Annotated in this window: 16 protein-coding genes and 1 riboswitch; of the genes, 4 read left to right on the plus strand and 12 right to left on the minus strand. The window is 38.5% G+C overall.

The window, feature by feature from the left end:
- Window positions 1–7: 7 nt before the first annotated feature.
- The 7 genes from LKE46_RS08785 to LKE46_RS08815 form a co-directional block, all read right to left on the minus strand.
- The gene (locus LKE46_RS08785; RefSeq protein WP_291720697.1) at window positions 8–1,957 is read right to left on the minus strand and encodes a DNA gyrase/topoisomerase IV subunit B; all 1,950 of its coding nucleotides are present in this window, start codon (window positions 1,955–1,957) and stop codon (window positions 8–10) included.
- 113 nt (window positions 1,958–2,070) lie between these two features.
- Window positions 2,071–2,379, minus strand: a complete 309-nt coding sequence (locus LKE46_RS08790) for an energy-coupling factor ABC transporter substrate-binding protein (RefSeq protein ID WP_291720701.1) — start codon at window positions 2,377–2,379, stop codon at window positions 2,071–2,073.
- Window positions 2,379–3,131 carry an energy-coupling factor ABC transporter permease gene (locus LKE46_RS08795; RefSeq protein WP_291720704.1) on the minus strand — a complete coding sequence of 251 codons (753 nt, stop codon included), beginning with the start codon at window positions 3,129–3,131 and terminating at the stop codon, window positions 2,379–2,381. The genes LKE46_RS08790 and LKE46_RS08795 overlap by 1 nt, the downstream gene beginning before the upstream one ends.
- Window positions 3,132–3,158: 27 nt before the next feature.
- Window positions 3,159–3,983, minus strand: coding sequence for an energy-coupling factor ABC transporter ATP-binding protein (locus LKE46_RS08800; RefSeq protein ID WP_291720708.1), 825 nt, complete (start codon window positions 3,981–3,983; stop codon window positions 3,159–3,161).
- A 12-nt stretch (window positions 3,984–3,995) separates the two neighbouring features.
- The gene (gene cbiQ, locus LKE46_RS08805; protein ID WP_291720711.1) at window positions 3,996–4,805 is read right to left on the minus strand and encodes a cobalt ECF transporter T component CbiQ; all 810 of its coding nucleotides are present in this window, start codon (window positions 4,803–4,805) and stop codon (window positions 3,996–3,998) included.
- A gap of 120 nt (window positions 4,806–4,925) precedes the next feature.
- Window positions 4,926–5,113, minus strand: a riboswitch (cobalamin riboswitch).
- Between the two features lie 40 nt (window positions 5,114–5,153).
- Window positions 5,154–6,890: a methyl-accepting chemotaxis protein gene (locus tag LKE46_RS08810; RefSeq protein ID WP_291720714.1), complete on the minus strand. Its 1,737-nt coding sequence runs from the start codon at window positions 6,888–6,890 to the stop codon at window positions 5,154–5,156.
- 34 nt (window positions 6,891–6,924) lie between these two features.
- Window positions 6,925–7,119, minus strand: a complete 195-nt coding sequence (locus LKE46_RS08815; protein ID WP_291720718.1) for a helix-turn-helix domain-containing protein — start codon at window positions 7,117–7,119, stop codon at window positions 6,925–6,927.
- Between the two features lie 314 nt (window positions 7,120–7,433).
- On the opposite strand from LKE46_RS08815, the gene LKE46_RS08820 reads away from it, so the two are divergent.
- Window positions 7,434–7,853: a helix-turn-helix domain-containing protein gene (locus LKE46_RS08820; RefSeq protein WP_291720721.1), complete on the plus strand. Its 420-nt coding sequence runs from the start codon at window positions 7,434–7,436 to the stop codon at window positions 7,851–7,853.
- A 108-nt stretch (window positions 7,854–7,961) separates the two neighbouring features.
- On the opposite strand, the gene LKE46_RS08825 is transcribed toward LKE46_RS08820, so the two are convergent.
- Window positions 7,962–8,279, minus strand: coding sequence for a hypothetical protein (locus tag LKE46_RS08825; RefSeq protein WP_291720724.1), 318 nt, complete (start codon window positions 8,277–8,279; stop codon window positions 7,962–7,964).
- 1 nt (window position 8,280) lies between these two features.
- Complete coding sequence (gene hydG / locus LKE46_RS08830) at window positions 8,281–9,708, minus strand: [FeFe] hydrogenase H-cluster radical SAM maturase HydG (RefSeq protein WP_291720727.1); 1,428 nt, start codon at window positions 9,706–9,708, stop codon at window positions 8,281–8,283.
- A 341-nt stretch (window positions 9,709–10,049) separates the two neighbouring features.
- Between hydG and pdxS the strand changes: the two genes are divergently transcribed.
- Together pdxS and pdxT are read left to right on the plus strand one after the other, a co-directional pair.
- Window positions 10,050–10,919 carry a pyridoxal 5'-phosphate synthase lyase subunit PdxS gene (gene pdxS / locus LKE46_RS08835; protein WP_291720730.1) on the plus strand — a complete coding sequence of 290 codons (870 nt, stop codon included), beginning with the start codon at window positions 10,050–10,052 and terminating at the stop codon, window positions 10,917–10,919.
- Between the two features lie 2 nt (window positions 10,920–10,921).
- Window positions 10,922–11,485, plus strand: a complete 564-nt coding sequence (gene pdxT / locus LKE46_RS08840; RefSeq protein ID WP_291720732.1) for a pyridoxal 5'-phosphate synthase glutaminase subunit PdxT — start codon at window positions 10,922–10,924, stop codon at window positions 11,483–11,485.
- Window positions 11,486–11,538: 53 nt separating this feature from the next.
- Here pdxT and LKE46_RS08845 read toward each other — a convergent pair whose 3' ends face one another.
- On the minus strand, window positions 11,539–11,868 hold the full coding sequence (locus tag LKE46_RS08845) for a cytochrome C biogenesis protein (RefSeq protein WP_291720734.1): 330 nt from the start codon (window positions 11,866–11,868) through the stop codon (window positions 11,539–11,541).
- 2 nt (window positions 11,869–11,870) lie between these two features.
- Entirely contained in the window at window positions 11,871–12,329 is a 459-nt protein-coding gene (locus tag LKE46_RS08850; protein ID WP_291720737.1) for a flavodoxin family protein, read from the minus strand.
- Between the two features lie 121 nt (window positions 12,330–12,450).
- Here LKE46_RS08850 and LKE46_RS08855 point away from each other — a divergent pair, with 121 nt between their 5' ends.
- Entirely contained in the window at window positions 12,451–13,401 is a 951-nt protein-coding gene (locus LKE46_RS08855) for an NAD(P)-dependent oxidoreductase (RefSeq protein ID WP_291720740.1), read from the plus strand.
- Between the two features lie 120 nt (window positions 13,402–13,521).
- On the opposite strand, the gene LKE46_RS08860 is transcribed toward LKE46_RS08855, so the two are convergent.
- On the minus strand, window positions 13,522–14,391 hold the full coding sequence (locus LKE46_RS08860; RefSeq protein ID WP_291720742.1) for a DUF1002 domain-containing protein: 870 nt from the start codon (window positions 14,389–14,391) through the stop codon (window positions 13,522–13,524).
- Window positions 14,392–14,508: the final 117 nt, after the last annotated feature.

Genomic DNA, 14,508 nt, shown 5'->3' on the forward strand with positions numbered 1-14,508 from the left:
GGATTGTTTAAAACTGCGCATACTTGTACATGTACTTTTTCCTCGGTGCCACAACATCTCCCATGAGTAGGGAAACCATTTTTTCCGCTTTTGCCGCATCATCTATGGTTATCTGCTGGAGTGTCCTTGTCTCCGGATTCAAGGTAGTTTCCCAGAGCTGATCAGGATTCATCTCTCCAAGTCCCTTATATCTCTGTATAAGCGCACCTCTCCCGACTTCCACCTTTGCTTTTGAGAGCTGCCTTTCACTGTAAGCATACCTTACAATCTGTTTTTTTCTGTTCTCCCTGTATACTTTATAAAGAGGCGGAAGTGCTATATACAGGTGCCCGTTTGAAATAAGCTGCCTCATGTATCTGTATATGTAAGTCATCCAGAGAGTCCGGATATGATATCCGTCCACGTCTGCATCGCTCAGTATTATTATCTTTCCATATTTCAGATCCTTTTCCTCATAATTTTCAAGTATGCCCGTGCCTATGGCTGCATTGAATATTTTAAGTTCCTCACTTCCAATTACATTTTCCAGGTTCTGCTTCTCAGTATTCATTATCTTTCCCTTTGATGGCATTATTGTCTGGAATCGCCTGTCTCTTGCCTGTTTTGCAGATCCACCGGCAGAATCGCCTTCCACTACTATGAATTCACAATTTGAAGCATCCTTCAACGTGCATACTGCAATTTTTCCTGCAAGGGGTGCCGCCCCTTTTCCTATTTTCTTTTTCTCCGCATCATTTATTTTCTTTATTTTTTCCCTTCTGGCCGCCGACTGAAGGGCATTGCCTATTATGGCAGAAGCAGTCTCCTTGTTGTCCTCTATCCATTCCGAAAGCTTCGTATAGGAGAGATCATTCATAAAGGTGTATGCCTCGGTATTCCCAAGTTTTGTCTTTGTCTGCCCTTCAAATATGGGATTACTTATCCTCACCTTGATTATGGCTGTCATTCCCTCTCTCAGATCATCACCTTCAAAATTTTCATTCTTGTACAGGTCCAGCTTTCTGCCACAGTCTTTGAACGCCCTTGTCATTCCTGTTTTGAACCCGCTTTCATGGGTCCCGGCCTCCCTGGTTGGAATATTGTTTACATAGCTTGCTATATTGTATGCAGTTGAATCCGTAAACTGTATGCAGACTTCCCCGTGAACATTTATTCCATTTATCTGTCTCTCACCTTCAAACAATATTGGATCCCTGTGAATGGGTGTCTTGCTTTCATTCAAATACTCCATAAAATCAAGGAGCCCGCGGCTGGAGTGATATTTTCTTTCCACCGGTTCACCGGATCTGCTGTCTACGAGCTTCAAGGTTATTCCTTTATTCTGGAATGCAAGCTCTCTCAATCTCTCATCTATTACATCCAGTTTGAAGTCAACTGTTGAAAACACCCTGTCATCCGGCATGAATGTAACCTTGGTTCCGGTAGAATCCGAAGTCCCTACTACCTGGAGGCCTGTTACGGATGTCCCGGGCATATTTTTCTTGAGTGACCTGTCATAGGCATACTCGAATCGCTGCCTGTATACGTGTCCATTTTGCCTTACCTCCACCTCCAGCCATCTTGAAAGGGCATTTACAACAGCTGCCCCTACTCCGTGAAGGCCTCCTGATGTCTTATATACACTGTTGTTGAATTTGCCTCCAGTATGAAGTTCTGTAAACACCATCTCAACACCTGTCTTTTTCTTTACAGGATGAACTCCCGTAGGAATTCCCCTGCCGTTGTCTTCTACAGTTACACTGCCATCTTCATTTAAAACAACTACTGCATAGCTTCCGAAACCGTTTGAAATTTCATCTATAGAATTATCCAGTATTTCCCATATGCAGTGATGGAGTCCCTTGCTCCCTGTAGAGCCTATGTACATTCCCGGCCTTACCCTGATTGGTTCAAGTTTTTCAAGGGAAGTAAGAGAATTGACATCATAGACTTCACTATCCGGGTTTATATGATCCATATTTTTACCTCCAAAGATTATTCATTATATAATTTCAGCTATTAAAAAAACCTCCTAATTTAATTATAGAAGGTTCAAAATTATTATATATATATAATTCAAATTATGCAAATCTATTTGATAGTTTTATTTCTCTCTACAAATCTTCCAAGGAAAAAGAAAAGAACACCTACTCCAATACCTGTCTGCACACAGAATAGAAGACTTTCAATTTCTCCGGGGAGCTCTCCTCCAATCAACTTTTCCATGACCGGTGTAGCCCAGGGTTTATATTCACTTCCCTTGATCTGTGAAACCACCTTGCTTCCCGCATCGTCAGAACCTCCGAATTCGGCACCTTTCAGGGTGAATAAAGGTACAACGGCAATAACCAGGGCAATGAGCAATAAAATTATAATCTTTTTTTTCGTCTTTCTATTCATCAGTTTTCTCCTTTCTTCAAAAATCCAATACCTGTCAGTTCGGATTTTGCGTAGGTTTCAAGGCACATGACTATAACAACACTTAAAATACCTTCAATGATGGCCAGCGGAACCTGTGTAGGAGCAAATACTGCAAGAAATTTGGCTGTAGATGCCGGTACGCCGCCGTTTGAAGACGGATATGCAAGTGCAAGCTGTATACTTGTCACACAATAAGTAAACAGATCACCGATCGATGCTGCCAGAAAAATACCCACATGTTTGTTTACCTTCAGCTTCTGACACAGTTTATAGATCGCATAGGACACCAGCGGACCTGCAATGGCCATTGAAAATGTATTGGCGCCCAAAGTAGTCAGTCCACCGTGTGCAAGCATAATTGCCTGAAAAATTAATACAATAATACCTAAGATTGATACTACGGTCGGTCCGAACAAAATTGCACCAAGTCCTGTACCTGTCATGTGTGAACAGCTTCCAGTCACAGAAGGTATCTTCAAAGATGAAACTATAAAAATAAATGCACCTACCATGGCAAAAATAGTGATGGTTTTACGATTTTGGGACAATGTTTTTTTAATAGACAGGTAACCTGCCACCAGGAAGGGAATACATACTGCGCCCCATATGATACAATATTTCGGCGGAAGATATCCCTCCATGATATGCATTGCATTTGCCACCGGAACTATTCCAAGAAACAATGCAAGAACTGCTGAAATTGTAACAGCTTTTTTTTCTTTAAGATTCATTTTATTTTCCTCCTTGTTGTCCTCAATTTATTTCAGAATTTTTTTTAATTCCTGTATATTTTTAGGATAACTTTTCATATTCTCCAGTAGATGTTTTTCTGCAAGCAATTCGCAGACTTCCAGCATGGTGGGCTGCTTCAGATTTGCCTGTTTTAAAGCTTCCATATTGTTGAAAATTTCCAGCGGCGTTCCATCTGCAATGATCCTTCCTTTGAAAAATACAAGTATCCTTTCAGCCCACCTATATGCAAAATCCACATCATGTGTGGAAATCAGGATTGTCTTGCCCTCCGACGCAAGTTTTGCCAGGACTTCCTCCAGCATCATTGCATTTAGAGGGTCCAGTGCTGCAGTGGGTTCATCAAATATAACAATTTCCGATTTCATGGCTATGATGTCTGCAATGGTAACACGCTTCTTTTCACCACCGCTCAAGTAGTGCGGCGGACGATTCTTCAAATCTGTAATGTTCATGTATTCCAATGCTTCTTCAACCCGTTTCCTCACTTCTTCTTTTGGAAGTTTTAAATTCATGGGACCGAACCCAACCTCTGCCATAACTGTAGATGCTATAATTTGATTGTCTGCATCCTGAAATACAATTCCAATATTTTTTCGAAGCTCCTTTAAATTTTTTCTATTGATAACCGTACCACGATAAATGATTTTCCCCTGTTCTGCCGTAATAACTCCGTTGACATTCAAGAAAAATGTTGATTTACCAGATCCATTTGAGCCAATCACGGCAATTTTTTCGCCTTCATATATATCCACATCTATTCCGTTTAATGCATGATCCCCATTTCCGTAAGTATAGTGTAAATTTTCAACCTTCAATATTATCTTTTTCATAGCTGCCCCCTCCTATTGTGTAAAAGTCCATAGTAAAATCAAGAAAATTATGAATAATACTGCCGGGGCAATATGTCCTGCTGCCAGTTCTTTTTCTTCCCTCCAAAATACAAGTTCTCCATCATAACATCTGGCTTCCATGGCATCATAATAAGCTGCAGCCTTTTTCAGGGAAATGATCAGCATGTTGCTTACAATACTTCCGAAAGTATGGCAGGAAGTTTTGAAATCACAGAAGCCCTGACGTGACTCAGCAGAATTTCTCATTTTAGTATAAGCATCCATCAAGATGAAAATATATCGATAGATTATATCCATCAATTCTACAATGAGCTTTGGTACATGGACTTTTCTAAGTACATATATAATCTCGGAAGATGGGCTGGACAGCGTCATCATCTGCACGGCACTCACGGCTGCAAAAACCTTCAGAATTAAAAAAAGCACTTCCCTAAGTTTTTGCCGGGACGTAAATACATAAAAGAAACCAAGATGCATATTATATTGTCCAATGGGCTGCCTTGAAAAATCAACGGCAATTGTAAAAGTCCCAAGTATAATGAATGCTATTGGAATAGCCAGTATCGACAAATATTCACGTGCTGGAAGTCCTCCCTTTACAATTGTCAGGTAAGCCATTGCAACAATAATTGAAATAGATACCAATGGGTTGTCCAAACCAATACACAGGATCAATGTTGCAATGGAAAAGAATACTTTGAAAGTAGAATTCCAATTATTTATTCCGGAATTATAGGCATATAAATCAATTGAAAAACCTTCCCCATGATGATGCCCGCACTTGCAATAATTTTTTCCCAATTCACTCCTCCTTTAATTATGCTAAAATTAAAAATCCCTCTCAACTCAATAGTCAAGAGGGTAAAAAAAGTCACGGCAATATAAAAATATCCCAGACATCCCCCTATACATCGTAGAGTTGATCGTACACCATTACAGGCAGGTATTCTGACTCAAGCATCATTGCCCTTATAACCTTCCCGGTTTCCCAGTGGCATATTTATAAAGGCTCATCTTTTACAGCGGCGGGACCGTGCAGGACTTTCACCTGACTTCCCTTTTAATCCAAAGCAATTTGCAACTTTGTCACCTGTAACGTATATTAACTTTTAGCATTGTTGTTTAGTCAAATATATCAAATATTCATCATTATGTCAATTCTGCTGCATGTTTTTCAAGTTTGAATTTGTCAATTATTTTATTCAGTTTTTCTGCCATTTCAGCCTGTTCCTGTGCCGCAGTATATATCTGTTCTATATTTTCAGAAGCATTATTTGTGCTCTCTTTGATAATATCCGTGTTGCTTGACGACTTTTCAAGAAGTTCGGCCATGTTTTGTGATGCACGGCTTATCTGATCCATAGTTGCACTCAGCTCCTCCGACATGGCAGCTATCTTTTCCGATGAAGAACTTACAACATCTGAATCTCTATAGTATTCACCGCTCATATTTTCAAAATTTTTGAACTGGGGACCTATTTGATCTTTCATGAATTTCAATATTTCACTGCTGTTGTCACAAATATTCCTGAAGGCGAACCCAACCTTTGATATGGTGTCCTCAATTTTTGTCACAGCTTCAGAAGACTGTTCTGCCAGTTTCCGTACTTCTTCTGAAACTACCGCAAACCCCTTTCCATGCTCGCCTGCCCTGGCTGCTTCAATTGCCGCATTAAGCGCAAGAAGATTTGTCTGTTCTGCAATGGATGCTATTGTATCAGCCATTGTTTTTATATCACCGACAATCTTTCCATCCTCGATGGCCTTCAATATGCTTTCTTCTTTTTGTCTGTACATGTTTCCTATTTTGTTCACGGCTTCGTTTATATTACTTTTGAACTTAATTGCCCTGTCCTTTGAATCAATGGATGTCCTGCTTCCTTCCTCCGCACTTTTAGCCAATTCATCAGCACTTGAATTGACTTCCTGTACAGAAGCACTTATCTCTTCCGAAGAAGAACTGTTTTCCTGAAGTCCATCTATTATGTTATTTGTCGAATCAATTATGTTTCTAAATTTAAGTGCTATATCTTCCACAAGAGATGACAGTCTGCTGCTTGTATCTCCCATATTTTTTGCATCTTTCCTGATTGTTCCTATAAGCTCCCTGATGTTTTTCTGGGCACTTTCAAGAGCGTTAATAGCCTGTCCAAATTCATCATTTCTTTCCAGCTTGTAGTCATGAGAAAAATCATATTTAGATAAATTTGTTGCAAAATCCACTACTTTCAACAAATGAATTCCTATATCCTTTGCAGTAAATATTCCTATAAATATAGAAAGCCCAAGTCCCAGCAGCATTATCACAATGCTCATAATGGTTGATCTATAAAACACCTGATGATTTTCACTATTGGAAAGCCCGGCATTCTTTTTATTATTTTCTATCAACAGAGCTAGATTTTTCGATATATTTTCTCTTACCGGGGATATGTCCTTATTTTCATTTTCCGCCTTTTTGTACTCTCCTTTTGAAGCAAGGGCAGCTGCCTTATCTGTAGAATTCATATATTGAACAAGCTGACTTTTTATGTTTGCCCATGGGCTTCTTTCAGAATATGTAGAATATACTTTGTTATATTCAAGTATATTTTTATTGATTCTATTTTCACTCCTTTTAATATCGGATAGAGTTTCCTCCCTTTCCCATGGCCTGTTTTGATATATGAGCTTCAAAAGATCCATCCTTATTTCAGTGACATTCTGTTCTGTATCAGTGAGAAGGTAAATACTGCTTAGATTCCTGCCATACATATTTTCCGAATTCGAATCAATTTTTCGAAGTCCGGTTATATCGGTTATGCCAATTATAAAAATTAGTAATGCAACGATTACAAAAGAAAGTACCAATCTTGTTCTTACCTTTAAATTGCTCAAGATATTCATTTCAAACCCTTCCTCTCAACTCTACAATAATTATTCAAAAGCTGTCCTCTGAACCACTTTCAATATCAATATCCAATCTTTCCACAATCAAGTTCTTGTACTTTTTTCCTGAGCGCCTTCCATTTAAAATATCAGTGAGGTAATTTTCATTTACCCCTATTTCACTTGATAATTCTCTCTGAGTCATATTCAGATCTATAAGTCTCTTTTTTACTTTGATGCCAAACATAGTTGTTTTTCTCCTACCTTTGATAGTATCACCCCCCTAACCTTATAAATCAACAACTACATTGAGATTTTCTGTTAATTTATGGAATTGAAATGCTAGTTAAGTTATATTTTAAATTAGAAGTGTGTTAAAATTATGGTATAATACCATATCTTAGTGTAATTATAATACTGAAATCAGTAAATGTAAAGTTGTACTACCACACTAAATTTCTTTAATTATTCTTGATAACGATCTTTAAGCTACTAATACATGGATCTATGAATTAAAATATAAATAACTTAATCTTATATTAGTCAGGAGGTATCTGTTCAATGTGTAATTTAGGTGAAAGACTGGAGCATATTTTAAAATATTTCAACACTACAAAAAAAGATTTTGCTCTGTCTATAGAATACTCTCCAGGAAATGTAACCGATTGGATAAAAGGGCGATACAAGCCGTCCAGCAGGGCACTTATAAACATAGAAAAAAAATACGGCATCTCACAGAGATGGCTTATAGAAGGCATGGGAAATATGTTTGTCAGATCACCCGGAAACATTATCATCGATATAAATGAAAGTAAGATTTCACTCGCAGCGAACGTTAACAACTGTAATATTAAACTGACAGGCGGCGAGGCAGACCTTATAAAAATGTATAGAAAATTGGATGAAAAGAACAGAAGAAAAGTTGCAGTATTCGTAGAAAAACTAATTAAAAGTTCCAATTTAGAAGAAAATCCAACATAGAATTATCTTTTTTGATGTATTTTCGTATCTTTTTCAGATATATGACTTTATACGCACGCTAATAGAGAGACAGATTATCATTAATCCATCTCTCCAATTCTATTATTTCTATATGTCTTTTGCGGCAGCAGCCGCTACCTTAAAGAGAGCTATCAAAATATCCTTCTCATAAGGTGGAACATTTTCAAACCCCTGTAGAAATACTACATGCCTTCCATCCAGTTCCACCTTTTCCTGGGGCATGAAGGTTTCCTCCCCGGCTCCTGCAACATATGCAATTCTCTTTGTAAATCTTTCCGAGAAGATAACCTGGGTTCCGGCGTAGAATTCAGCCGTATTTTTGCAGATAACTTCAAATAGCCTCTTTATATTTTCACATTTGAGTATCTCCTCAAGGTTGCGCACTACAAGTTCTTTAAAATCCACCTTATATATACACATCCCTCTGCCCGTCCGAGATCAGCTGGAGTTTCTTCCTTATTATATTTTGCTTCGCCTCGTCAAATTCCCCTATGGTCTGATCTATTACGCTGTTTCCTACTGCTTTTGTATCAGGAGATGCATAATCCAGCAGATATTCCTTGAAGGTAAATATGGCATTTGGAATACAATAATTGTGAATCAGGGACTTCTTGGCTATACTCATGAAATGGGACCCCGTTCTTCCACACCTGTAGTCTGCCGTACAAAAAGAAGGTATACATCCCTGTCTGCATACGTCCCTGACTGCCTCGTCAAGACTCCTCATGTCACCAAGCTGAAATTGCTCCTTCTCAGGTATGAGCCCCCTGTCATACTCGGTATATCCTCCAATTCCAATTCTTGATCCGGCATCAATCTGTGACACTCCAAGAGGCAGTACCTCTTCTCTGACTTTTGTACTCTCCCTTGCAGTTAAAATCATTCCAGTATAAGGCACTGAAAGTCTCAAAATCGCAACAAGCTTCTTAAAATCATTGTCCGATACTCTATATTTCGGTTCCAGAGTATATGGCACGTCAAGTGCCGGCTCTATTCTCGGGAAAGATATGGTATGAGGTCCGACTCCACCGAACATCTTTTCAAAATGAATTGTATGGTAAAGCAGCCCCATAACTTCAAATTTCCAATCGTAGAGCCCGAACAGGGCACCTATCCCAAGGTCGTCAATTCCAGCCTCCATGGCCCTGTCAAGTCCATACAGCCTCCATGCATAATTGGCTTTCACATCTCCATGTGGATGAATTTTTCTGTAGGTATCATGGTGATAGGTTTCCTGGAATATCTGAAATGTCCCTATTCCAGCTTCATGAAGCTTTTTATATCCGTCTACATCCATAGGTGCTGCATTTATATTGACCCTTCTTATTTCTCCCCTGCCAACTTTTGTATCGTAGACAGTTTTTATTGTTTCAGCTATAAAATCCGCATCATACATTGGATGTTCACCATACACGAGTATCAATCTTTTATGTCCTGCCCTTTCAAGAACCTCAACTTCACTTCTAAGTTCATCCATGGTGAGTGTCTTTCTCTCTATGGCGCCATTGTCCCTTCTGAATCCACAATAGAGACAATCATTTATACATTTGTTTCCAACGTAAAGCGGTGCAAAAAAGACTATTCTCTTGCCGTATACTTCTTCCTTTATCTGCCTTGCAAGCGCAAACATCTCTTCGAGAAGCTCCTCGTCCTGTATCTGAAGCAATTTTGCAGTTTCTTCCGGTTCAAGCCTTACCTTGTTTCTGGCCTTGTCAAATATGGCCCTTATTTCACTTTTTTCTGGATTTTTTGCCTCATCCAGCTGTTTCCAGATCTTATCATCATCGATAAAATCCTTGAATTCAGGATCAAGATACTTTTTATCTATCTTCATTGATTTCCTCCCAATAAAAAAATTAAACTCTCCAAAATAATGCTGAAAGTTTAACTAACTCATACAAAATCGTATCAAACAGAATACATTTTGTCATAAATATGTTCTATCAGCATTTTGCTCGGATAATTCTTTGCAATCTGGCATAGATTTTTACTTTATTCCTTAGAAACAGAACATCTATAACTAAAGATTTATCTATATTGTATACTTATAAGGTAGTGATTGTCAATAAAATTATTGATAATAATTTAACGCATAAATGTATCGATACATTTTTCAAAAAATCTATTTTCGTATACAATTTAATAAATCTCAAACAGAAATTGGAGGAAACAAACATGTCAAATTATAAATTAAATAAAAATTTAGCTCAAATGCTAAAGGGTGGAGTAATAATGGATGTAGTAAACAAGGAGCAGGCGTTGATCGCTGAAAAGTCAGGTGCCTGTGCAGTAATGGCCCTTGAAAGGGTACCTGCGGATATAAGAAAGCAGGGTGGCGTTGCAAGGATGTCAGATCCAGAAATGATAAAAGAAATCAAGGATGCTGTTTCCATACCGGTTATGGCAAAGGTCAGGATAGGTCACTTTGTTGAGGCACAGATCCTGCAGCAATTAAATATAGATTTTATAGATGAAAGTGAAGTTTTAACTCCGGCTGACAACTCCTATCACATAGACAAATGGAACTTCAAGGTACCTTTTGTATGCGGTGCCAGGAACCTCGGGGAAGCATTGAGGCGAATAGGTGAAGGGGCCTCCATGATAAGGACGAAGGGAGAAGCCGGAACTGGAAACATAGTTGAAGCTGTAACCCACATGAGAAGCATGATAGCTGAAATAGGAAAGGTAAAAAGTGCAAGGAAGGAAGAACTTATGAGTATTTCAAAGGAAATCGGGGCACCTTACAACTTAGTAGAATACATATGGAAAAACGGGAAACTTCCAGTAGTGAATTTTGCGGCAGGCGGCGTGGCAACTCCTGCAGATGCAGCACTAATGATGCAGCTTGGTGCAGAAGGTGTATTTGTAGGTTCGGGAATATTCAAATCCCAAAATCCCGAGAAGAGAGCCCGTGCGATAGTAATTGCCACAACCTACTATAATGATCCTGAGAAAATCGAAAAAGTGTCCGAAGGCATAGGCGAAGCAATGTCAGGGCTTGAAATCAAGGATATACAGGATAAATATGCAGAAAGAGGATGGTAGAATTGAAAATTGGTGTACTGGCACTTCAGGGTGGGGTAACAGAACATATCAATCACATTGAAATGCTCAATCAAAATGCAGTGGAAATAAAAAATCCAGATGATTTAAAGGATATTGATGCCTTAATAATTCCAGGGGGTGAAAGTACCACCATGGGAAAACTGCTGAAAGCTGCAGACATGCTTGATCCACTTCGCAAAAAGATAACGGATGGACTTCCTACCTGGGGAACCTGTGCCGGTATGATACTGCTTGCAGACTCAATAGAAAATTCAAGTCAGAGGTATCTTGGAGTAATTGACATAACTGTAAGAAGAAATGCCTATGGAAGTCAAATCGAGAGTTTCTGCGAGGAGGCATATATTCCTGAAGTATCAAGCTCAAAAATACCTCTTGTATTTATAAGAGCTCCTTATATTACACATATCGGAAAAGATGTAAAAGGTTTATGCAGCATCTCCGGAAAAACAGTTGCCGCAAGATGGAAGAATATTTTAGTAACTGCCTTTCATCCAGAACTTACAGAAAATTTGGAATTTCACAAATACTTTCTGTCAATGATCTAACCAATTTGCAGTTTACAATGCAGCATTTCGACACAGATTGTAAACTGCAAATTTTAATCACAATCTGCCATTGACAGTATATTTATAACGGGCACTTCATAGGGATGAACCCGTTTTATGGTTTCAACCGCTTTTTTCACCACAGTACTTTTACAGCAGAATTCAACCTTGCATTCTTCCTCCATACTTATCCTGCCGACTTCGCCTTCAAAAGGGCTGGCACCTTCAAGCGGTCTCCAGTATCCTGTAACTTTGGATACAGACATGCAGTTGTCATAATTTCCACCTATGCTCAAAGCTCCAATTTCATTCAGGCTTTCTCTCAGGTTGTCAACATATTCCTCTGGAATAAAAGTTTCTATTTTATAATTTTTAGAATTCAAGATTATTCCCCCATTTTTTCACTCAGTTCACCTGCAAATGCTTCTGCCGCCTTCAGGTCATCTTCATTCGGCCTTCCTTTTGCTATTCCACCTATTAATTTTAACGGTCCATAGGTGTCAAAACCTTTTGAAGCAAAGCTTCCAATAACATTGAATCCATGTTCAACAAGCTTTTCCTTCAATGAATCATTATATTCCGCTTTTCCCTGACCGCTGGTTGAAAATACAAAAGCTTTTTTGTCTTTCAATTTCGGCAGCCCGTCAATTAACCTCAAAATATTTTTGTGAAATTTTCCGTAAAATATTCCGGAGCCAAATCCTACCACATCATAATTCTCAATTTCCTCTATTTTTACTTTCCCTGCATCAACTACATCTGCTTTTAGTTTATTCCCAATTTGGAATGCAATTTTCTCAGTATTTTTATGTTCCGTGGAAATATAAATTATTAAGCTTTTCATTATAATATCTCCCCTTTCAGTGTGAATATCTATAATTATCATGATATCACTATTTAAGTGCTTTGACATTGTTTTTCACAGGGATTATACTTAAATCACAGTAAAAAATAGGAGGTATATCATGAAAAATACAGTGTTCCTGAATTCCAAAAAGCTGAATTTTGATGGCAGAATTGATTTTTCCAGGCTAGACAAATTTACCAAGGTCACAAAGTACGATACGAGCAATGAAGATGAAATTCTTGAAAGAGTACAGGGCCAGAACATAGTTGTCACCAAAGAACTTCCCCTTGGTGAAGAACTTATATCCAGGTTTCCACCATCAGTTGAACTCATATGCGAAGCTGGAACAGGTTACAACAATATAGCCATAAAATCCGCAAAAGAAAAGAATATAACCGTATGCAATGTTCCGGGTTACAGTACTGATGCAGTTGCCCAGCTTGCCATAACCTTCATACTCAACTTGAGCTCCTCACTTGCACTTCAGCAGGTTATGATAAAGCAGGACAACTTTGACAATTTTACAAAAGATCTTCAGGTTCCGCACTTTGAAATAAAAGGTAAAACTCTTGGAGTAATCGGTGCCGGTTCCATAGGTCAGCGTGTAATAAAAACAGCCCTGAGTCTTGACATGAATGTTTTCGTTTACAACAGAAGTATAAAACCTATAGAAGGTGTAAAATTTGTAAGCCTTGATGAACTTCTTGAAAAAAGTGACTTTGTAACAATACACTGTCCACTTACAGACAGTACAAGGCACCTTATAGACAGGGACAAATTAAAGTTGATGAAACCTTCTGCCTTTATTATAAATACCGCAAGGGGTCCTATAATAAATGAGTCCGATTTAATAGAAGCACTCAAAAGTGGCGAAATTGCAGGTGCCGCACTGGATGTCCAGGAAGTGGAGCCTCTTGATACAAAAAGCCCTCTCTTTTCAATGAAAAATGTTATACTTACTCCCCACATAGGCTGTAAGTGCATTGAATCAAGGCAGCGGCTGATTGAACTTTTAACGGACAATATAGAGTCATTTATCAACGGCAATCCTGTAAACGTAGTAAGCTAGATACTAAAAAAACCTATCGCACTAAAAAATTAGTGTGCTAGGTTTTTATCATGTTTACCTATATTCCTGAGCAATATACAATTTTTTGATTTTTGTAAATGAATTTATGACTTTATTGTTTTAAAACAAGCTTGAAAAAAAGTTTTTGATGGCCTCCATGATTCTTGCAAAAAATCCCTGGGCCTCAGGACTTGACAGAGTACCCTTAAGCTGGTTTGCAACATCGCCGAGCTGGCCTTTTATATCTCCAAAGTTCAAATTAAGTCCATTTATCTTGTTCATGAGTGAAATTATTTTATTCATGTCCTCATCGCTCAAGTTCACATTGTAATTATTGGTTACATTTTGAACTATATTTTTCATGTCTTCTTCGCTCTTTGGTTTTTCCTTTACGACCTGCGTCTTTATATCATTAATTAGTCCGGCTGCCTTATCCTTGCCTATTTTGTCTCCGATCTCCCCTGTAGTCATAAGCTCGTCATTTGCAACCTTTTTCTTGTCTTCATCTATTTTACCGCCTGCACTGCTGTTTTCATATCCCTTTAAAATACCTGTAAGTGCTGCAGTGCCTGATACACTAAAAGGTGCTGCTGCTTTGACATTGGCATTTTTTACACCTGCCGTGATCAGGGCATTTTTTATCATGCTGCTGCTCACCCATGATATGTTGTTTGTCGAAACATTCAGTCCGCCGCTTGTAGTAGGTTCTACATAGGCACAGGATATGGATCTTGTCCCGATTTGGTCGCTGCTTGCCACACCACTTAGATATTTTTTCTCCTCATCAATATTGACTTCTATTACATCTGCATCCTGTCTGCTTACCCCAAAATACTTGAGCATATCCTCCTTCTGGCTGGCTGTAAGGTCGCCGCCCAGTGTAACCACCTTATAGGAATCTGCATAAACTCTATTCTGCGATAAAGATATTACTACAGTTAAAGCCATAAACACCAACAATAACCTGTTTGCAATTCTTTTCAATTTCATATGCTAAAACCTCTTTCTCTACTTAATTTTATAATGCTGCCATAAAATTCAGGCACTACTATTTTATCATAAACATGATGAAGTAAAAAGGACGCCTTTAATAAAACGACAAGGCGT

Origin of the sequence: Clostridium sp., from assembly GCF_022482905.1 — a bacterium.
Classification (GTDB): Bacteria; Bacillota; Clostridia; order Clostridiales; family Clostridiaceae; genus Clostridium_B.